Annotated in this window: 6 protein-coding genes; 2 read left to right on the top strand and 4 right to left on the bottom strand. The window is 68.2% G+C overall.

What is annotated here, in order from left to right; all coding sequences use genetic code 11:
• Nucleotides 1–642 precede the first annotated feature (642 nt).
• Nucleotides 643–1,821, bottom strand: a complete 1,179-nt coding sequence (locus ABZ420_RS35810) for an acetyl-CoA C-acetyltransferase (RefSeq protein ID WP_357132597.1) — start codon at nt 1,819–1,821, stop codon at nt 643–645.
• Nucleotides 1,822–1,949: 128 nt separating this feature from the next.
• Between ABZ420_RS35810 and mce the strand changes: the two genes are divergently transcribed.
• Entirely contained in the window at nt 1,950–2,423 is a 474-nt protein-coding gene (gene mce / locus ABZ420_RS35805; RefSeq protein WP_357132594.1) for a methylmalonyl-CoA epimerase, read from the top strand.
• Between the two features lie 86 nt (nt 2,424–2,509).
• Entirely contained in the window at nt 2,510–3,511 is a 1,002-nt protein-coding gene (locus ABZ420_RS35800; protein ID WP_357132591.1) for a hypothetical protein, read from the top strand.
• A gap of 428 nt (nt 3,512–3,939) precedes the next feature.
• Here ABZ420_RS35800 and ABZ420_RS35795 read toward each other — a convergent pair whose 3' ends face one another.
• From ABZ420_RS35795 to ABZ420_RS35785, 3 genes are read right to left on the bottom strand one after another with little or no spacing between them, the layout of a single operon-like run.
• On the bottom strand, nt 3,940–4,248 hold the full coding sequence (locus tag ABZ420_RS35795; protein WP_357132588.1) for an ATP/GTP-binding protein: 309 nt from the start codon (nt 4,246–4,248) through the stop codon (nt 3,940–3,942).
• Between the two features lie 47 nt (nt 4,249–4,295).
• Entirely contained in the window at nt 4,296–4,985 is a 690-nt protein-coding gene (nucS, locus tag ABZ420_RS35790) for an endonuclease NucS (protein ID WP_040865179.1), read from the bottom strand.
• 37 nt (nt 4,986–5,022) lie between these two features.
• The gene (locus tag ABZ420_RS35785; RefSeq protein WP_357132585.1) at nt 5,023–5,754 is read right to left on the bottom strand and encodes a rhomboid-like protein; all 732 of its coding nucleotides are present in this window, start codon (nt 5,752–5,754) and stop codon (nt 5,023–5,025) included.
• Between the last annotated feature and the right edge of the window lie 211 nt (nt 5,755–5,965).

Genomic DNA, 5,965 nt, shown 5'->3' with positions numbered 1-5,965 from the left:
CCGAGCGACCGCCGCTTGCTCCTTCGTCGCCTACGCGGCGGCCGCTCGGACGCGAGCCGGGCCGCGAACGGAACATGCTCGGTCTCGCTTCGCTCGAAACCCGGGGTTGCGGTGAGCGGGGCACGTCGGCATGCGAACGCACGACAATGAGCGCGCCGGCCAGCGGCTCTCGGCCGCACCCTCACGTGCCGGGGCCATCGCGGACTCCATGTTGCGGCCCACGGCTGCCTGCTCTTCGTCGCCTACGCGGCGGTAGCGCGGATTCGAGCCGGGTCGCGAACGGAAGATGCTCGTCGCTGGGCCGTGTAGTCACGTGCGCAAGCGAACCTCAGAACCACATGCAAGCGGGATCATCGAAATCGCCCCCTGTCGCTGGGGCGGTACGGCCACCCCGCCGGTCGAACGGGAGCCGGGCACTGCTTCCACGACCCTTCTTCACCGGAGCGGTCCGGCTCGAGCCTCGGTCGGCGGTCGGGGCGGTCTACTTCCCAGCGCAGGGCCCGAACCGATCCGCCACACCTGTGCTCGTCGCGCCGGTCGCGCATCTCGCCGTATTCGGATCGGCGGAACGAACGACCGATGGCCGCCCACTCGGGACGGCCATCGGTTGATTCCTCCGGGTGGGGTGTCACCCCACGAACATCAGACGCGGACGATCAGTGCGTCGCCTTGCCCGCCGCCACCGCAGAGCGCGGCCGCGCCGACGCCACCGCCGCGGCGCTTCAGCTCGAGCACCAGGTGCAGCAGGATGCGGGCGCCGGACATGCCCAGCGGGTGGCCGATGGCGATCGCGCCACCGTTGACGTTCACCTTCTCGGGATCGATGCCCAGCTTGCGGGTGGACGCGACACCGACCGCGGCGAACGCCTCGTTGATCTCCACCAGGTCCAGGTCGGCGGGCGAGATGCCCTCGCGAGCGCAGGCTTTGGCGATCGCGTTGGCGGGCTGGTCCTGCAGGGTCGAGTCCGGACCGGCGACCACGCCTGCGGCGCCGATCTCGGCGATCCAGCTCAGCCCCAGTGACTGCGCCTTCTCCTTGCTCATCACCACGACCGCGGCGGCGCCGTCGGAGATCTGCGACGCGGTGCCCGCGGTGATGGTGCCGTCCTTGCGGAACGCCGGACGCAGCTTGGCCAGCGACTCCGCGGTGGTGTCGGCGCGAACGCCCTCGTCCGTGGTCACCAGCACCGGATCGCCCTTGCGCTGCGGCACCGCGACCGGGACCACCTCGTCGTCGAAGACGCCGTTCTTCCACGCCGCCGCCGCCCGCTGGTGCGAAGCCGCCGCGAACGCGTCCTGGTCCTCCCGGCTGATCCGGTCGGTCTCGTTGCGCTGCTCGGTGAGCGCGCCCATGGCCTGATCGGTGAAGATGTCGTGCAGGCCGTCGTAGGCCATGTGGTCGCGCAGGGTCACATCGCCGTACTTGAAGCCCTCCCTGCTCTTCTCCAGCAGGTGCGGCGCCCGGCTCATGGACTCCTGGCCGCCCGCGACGACGATCTCGTACTCGCCCGCGCGGATCAGCTGGTCGGCGAGGGCGATCGCGTTGATGCCGGACAGGCAGACCTTGTTCAGCGTCAGGGCGGGCACGTCCATCGGGATGCCCGCGGCCACCGCCGCCTGCCGGGCCGGGATCTGCCCCGCCCCCGCGGTGAGCACCTGGCCCATGATCACGTAGTCGACCTGGTCGGGCGCGACACCGCCCTTCTCCAGCGCCGCCTTGATCGCGAACCCGCCCAGATCGGAACCGCTGAAGTCCTTCAGACCTCCGAGCAGCTTGCCGACCGGGGTACGCGCACCGGAGACGATCACGGAAGTGGTCACGACGAGCCTCGCATTCGTAGATCGGACCTGCTCGCGCCCGCACCGGGGCGCCACGAGAGCAGGTGTTCTACTCAACGGTAGCGGGTGCGCCCCGCGCGCCCCGTGCCAGGTCGCGCTACTTTCGAATGGTGAGCAACGTTATCGAACAGTCGTCTTTCATCCCCGCGGACTACGTCACCGCGGTCGACCACGTCGGCATCGCGGTGCCGGACCTGGACACCGCGGTCGCCTGGTACGCCGAGAACCTCGGCATGATCGAGACCCACCGCGAGGTCAACGAGGCCCAGGGCGTGCACGAGGCGATGCTGTCGCTGCCGGGCGCACCGGACCGGGCCACTGCCCTGCAGTTGCTGGCTCCGCTCAACGCGGAGTCGACCATCGCGAAGTTCATCGACCGTAACGGCCCCGGCTTGCAGCAACTGGCCTACCGGGTGACCGACATCGAGGCCGTCTCCGCGCACCTGCTCGCCAAGGGTCTGCGTTTGCTGTACGAGGCCCCACGGCACGGAACGGCCGATTCCCGCATCAATTTCATCCACCCGAAGGATGCTGGAGGTGTGCTGATCGAGTTGGTCGAACCGAACGCGAATGTTACGCACTAGTATCGCCGTCAGGTCGGGAAAACTCGTCGGAATGACATTCGCAGTCGAGTCACCATCGGCTGTCTTCAGGCTGTAGTTTGTGTGCCATGTCGTCACCCGAGTCCGATCGCAATCGCTTCGTTGCACTGCCCTTCACCGTTGTGCGCAAGGGTTATGCGCAAGACGAGGTGCGTAATTACTTCGACCGCTTCGATGCGGAACTGAGAGTCACCGCCACCGACCGCGATGCGGCTGCGGCACAAGCACGTAACCTCGCCAGCCAGCTGGAAGACGCGCGCGACGAGATCGACGAACTCCGTAAGGAGGTCGACCGACTCTCGGTGCCGCCGACCACCGCGGAAGGTATGTCCGACCGCATTTCCCGAATGCTGCGGCTCGCCTCCGACGAGGCGTCCGAGGTCCGTGCGCTGGCCCAGGCCGAGGCCGCGGAGATGGTGTCGATCGCCGAGCAGCAGGCCACCGAGATGCGTGGCAAGTACGAGTCGCTGCTCGCGGAGACCAAGGAGAAGCGCGAGGCGCTCGAAATCGAATTCGAGCAGACCCTCGCGAACGCGCGCACCGAGTCCGCCAAGATCATCGAGGCCGCCCAGGCCGAGGCCGACCGCATCGCGAAGGAAGCCGACGCGAAGCGCAAGGCCACCCAGCAGGACTTCGAGGCCACCATGGCCGAGCGTCGCACCAAGCTCACGCGCGCCATGGAGGAGCTGGAAGCCACCAGCCGCGCCGAGGCCGCCCAGCGGATCAAGGACGCGACCGACGAGGCCAACCGCCTCATCACCTCCGCCACTCAGACCTCCGAGCGCAAGATCGCGCACGCGAAGGAACTGGCCGAGGAGATGCGTGTGCTGCGCGGCCGCGTGCTCGCCCAGCTGCTCGGTATCCGCGGTCAGCTCGACTCGGTGCCCGCGATGCTCGCCGCGGTCAACCGGGAAAGCGAACTGCTGGACGGTGTTCCGGATCAGCGCAAGTCGATCGGCGGCAACACCAAGTCGGTCACCGGCTCCCGCCAGAAGGCGATCTCCGAGGTCGCGACCGAGGACGAGGACATCGACTCGGACGAGCGCGAGAGCGCCGACATCAGCAACTGACGTCGGAGCGAACGGCGACAGCAGCAAATCTCAACCGAAATCACCGAAGGCCGCTCCGCACCGGGGCGGCCTTCCCTAATTCCGCACCCGGCGGGCCCACCGCCGCGAGCGACACTCGACGAACGCGCGCAACACCCATCTGATCACGGCGCGGGGATGCGTCATCGCCCGAAAGATCCGACCCCTCCTCGTGGGGTCCCAGGGGACGCTGCCGACGGCTCTCGTGCCGTCGCATCATCCCCCTTTTCGCGGGGGAACCAACGGGACGCGCCCGACGGCTCTCACACCGCCGCAACCGACGCGAGCGCTACCGTCCCGGCCGACGCTGCTGCCCGTCGGCAGCGCGCAGGTCCTCCCGCAACCGCTCGACTCGTCCACCCGACTCGCGCTGGTCCCGCGGCGGTGTCTCGGGGACGTGGCTCGAAGTGTCAGGACCACCGACGAGTGATCCGGCGCGTCTGTCGCCCGTTCCAGCACCCACTGTGCCAATGCCTGCGGTCGTCTTCGCCTCCGTACGCGGGCCATGCGACGATGTGGGCGACCCCTGGTGGGATCTCGTGGTCACAGCCGGGGCAGCGGTAGGTCTTGATCGCGCGGGCGCCAGGAATGGTGCGCACCACATATGTCTCCGCACCATCCGGACCCGCCTCGGTCCGTCCGAAAACGTCTCCCAGCGGTGCGCCACCGGCCCGCGAGCGCTCGGCGTAGCGATCCGAACGCGGTTTCCGGCGAGGCATGCGACAAGGGTATTACTCGCCCGTGCGCACCCCGCACCACCCTGAGTTCAGAACAAGCGGAATTCGCTGCTCTCCGTGCCACGCAGGGCGTCGTAATCGAGTGTCAGGCAGCGGATGCCGCGGTCCTCGGCGAGCGTGCGCGCCTGCGGCTTGATCTGCTGCGCGGCGAAGACGCCCGCGACCGGAGCCAGCAACGGATCCCGGTTCAGCAGCTCCAGGTAGCGGGTGAGCTGCTCGACGCCGTCGATCTCTCCGCGCCGTTTGATCTCCACCGCCACCGTGCCGCCGTCGGCATCCCGGCACAGCAGGTCGACCGGGCCGATCGCGGTCATGTACTCGCGGCGGATGAGCGTGAACCCGGCGCCGAGCGTGTGCACGTGCTCGGCCAGCAGCTCTTGGAGGTGGGCTTCCACCCCGTCCTTCACCAGGCCAGGGTCGACGCCGAGTTCGTGGGAGGAGTCGTGCTCGATGTCCTCGATGGTGATGCGAAGTTCCTCGCCGGCCTTGTTGGTGACGACCCACAGCGCCTTCGCACCGTCCGGTAGCTGCGCGTCACCGTTGCGTTCGTCCAGCCGGCAGGGCGGGCTCATCCAGTTCAGCGGCTTATACGAGCCGCCGTCGGAGTGCACGAGCACCGAGCCGTCCGCTTTCATCAGCAGTAGCCTTCGGGCCATCGGAAGATGGGCGGTGAGTCGCCCTACGTAGTCGACCTGACAGCGAGCAATCACTAGGCGCACCCAAGCACTGTAGGCGAGCGCCCTACCGCGGCTGCCGTCAGCCCATGAGCAGAATCGCCGCCAGCACCGTGCTCGCGGCGAGCAAGGCGCCCTCGATTCGGGAGAGCCGTCGCCGGGTGGTGGTCCTGGACCAGATCATGAAGAATCCGACCGCCGTGCCGATGGTGAGCGCCACCAGGTGCCCGGCCTGGGTGAAGGTCTGTCCGATCAGCACACCCTCGACCGCGACGATGAACCACACCGTCGACCAGGCGATGCGCCATCGGTACGGCATCGCGGCGACGAGCGCGCCGATCAGCGCCATGGCCCCGTAGCTGACACCGACGTCCTCGGTCCAGCGGATACTCGCGGGGACCCACCCGGCTCGCACGCCCACCCACAGACCCGCCGCGACGAGCAAGGTGGCGCCGACGTGGCCGACCAGGAACACCCGCACCAGTCTCAGCGCGCCGAAGCGCAGCTCGGCGAGGGCGAGCAGACAGGCGAGCAAGGGGATGATGACCCACGACCCGACGGCGTCACCGATCACGAACGCGCTCGCCAGCAACGTTCCCAACCGGCCGCTCAACAGGTTGTGCAGATTCGTGCTGGCGTGCAGCACCATCCTGGTCTGCGCGGAGTCGCTCAGGGCCGAGAAGATCGCCGAGACGATGATCAGCCCCGCCAAGTACGCCGCCGTCGCGGGCAGCCTCGGCCGCCACCAACGCGCTTGCGCCGACGTGGCGGGTTCGACCGGCGCCGGGCGATCCGGCGTCGTCGCGACGACCATACGTACCTCCGTTGCTCGCGTGAGACGGCCTCCCCGCCATCCATGATCCCGACCGCACGCTGCGTACGCTTGTATTTCCCTGGGATCGTGCTGCGAAACACACGGTTCGCTCGATAAAACGACGAAAGGCCCTCGACGGTGTCGAGGGCCTTTCGTGAAGGATGTTCCGGCGGTGTCCTACTCTCCCACACCCTGTCGAGTGCAGTACCAT

It is taken from the genome of Nocardia sp. NPDC005745 (genome assembly GCF_040630775.1).
Taxonomy (GTDB): domain Bacteria; phylum Actinomycetota; class Actinomycetes; order Mycobacteriales; family Mycobacteriaceae; genus Nocardia.
This window is presented reverse-complemented; position numbering and strand designations above follow the sequence as displayed.

What these genes read in the sequence shown, in the direction of transcription:
- ABZ420_RS35800 (WP_357132591.1), top strand. Translation starts at nt 2,510, where the DNA reads ATGTCGTCACCCGAGTCCGATCGCAATCGCTTCGTTGCACTGCCCTTC.
- ABZ420_RS35795 (WP_357132588.1), bottom strand. Translation starts at nt 4,248, where the DNA reads ATGCCTCGCCGGAAACCGCGTTCGGATCGCTACGCCGAGCGCTCGCGG.
- ABZ420_RS35785 (WP_357132585.1), bottom strand. Translation starts at nt 5,754, where the DNA reads ATGGTCGTCGCGACGACGCCGGATCGCCCGGCGCCGGTCGAACCCGCC.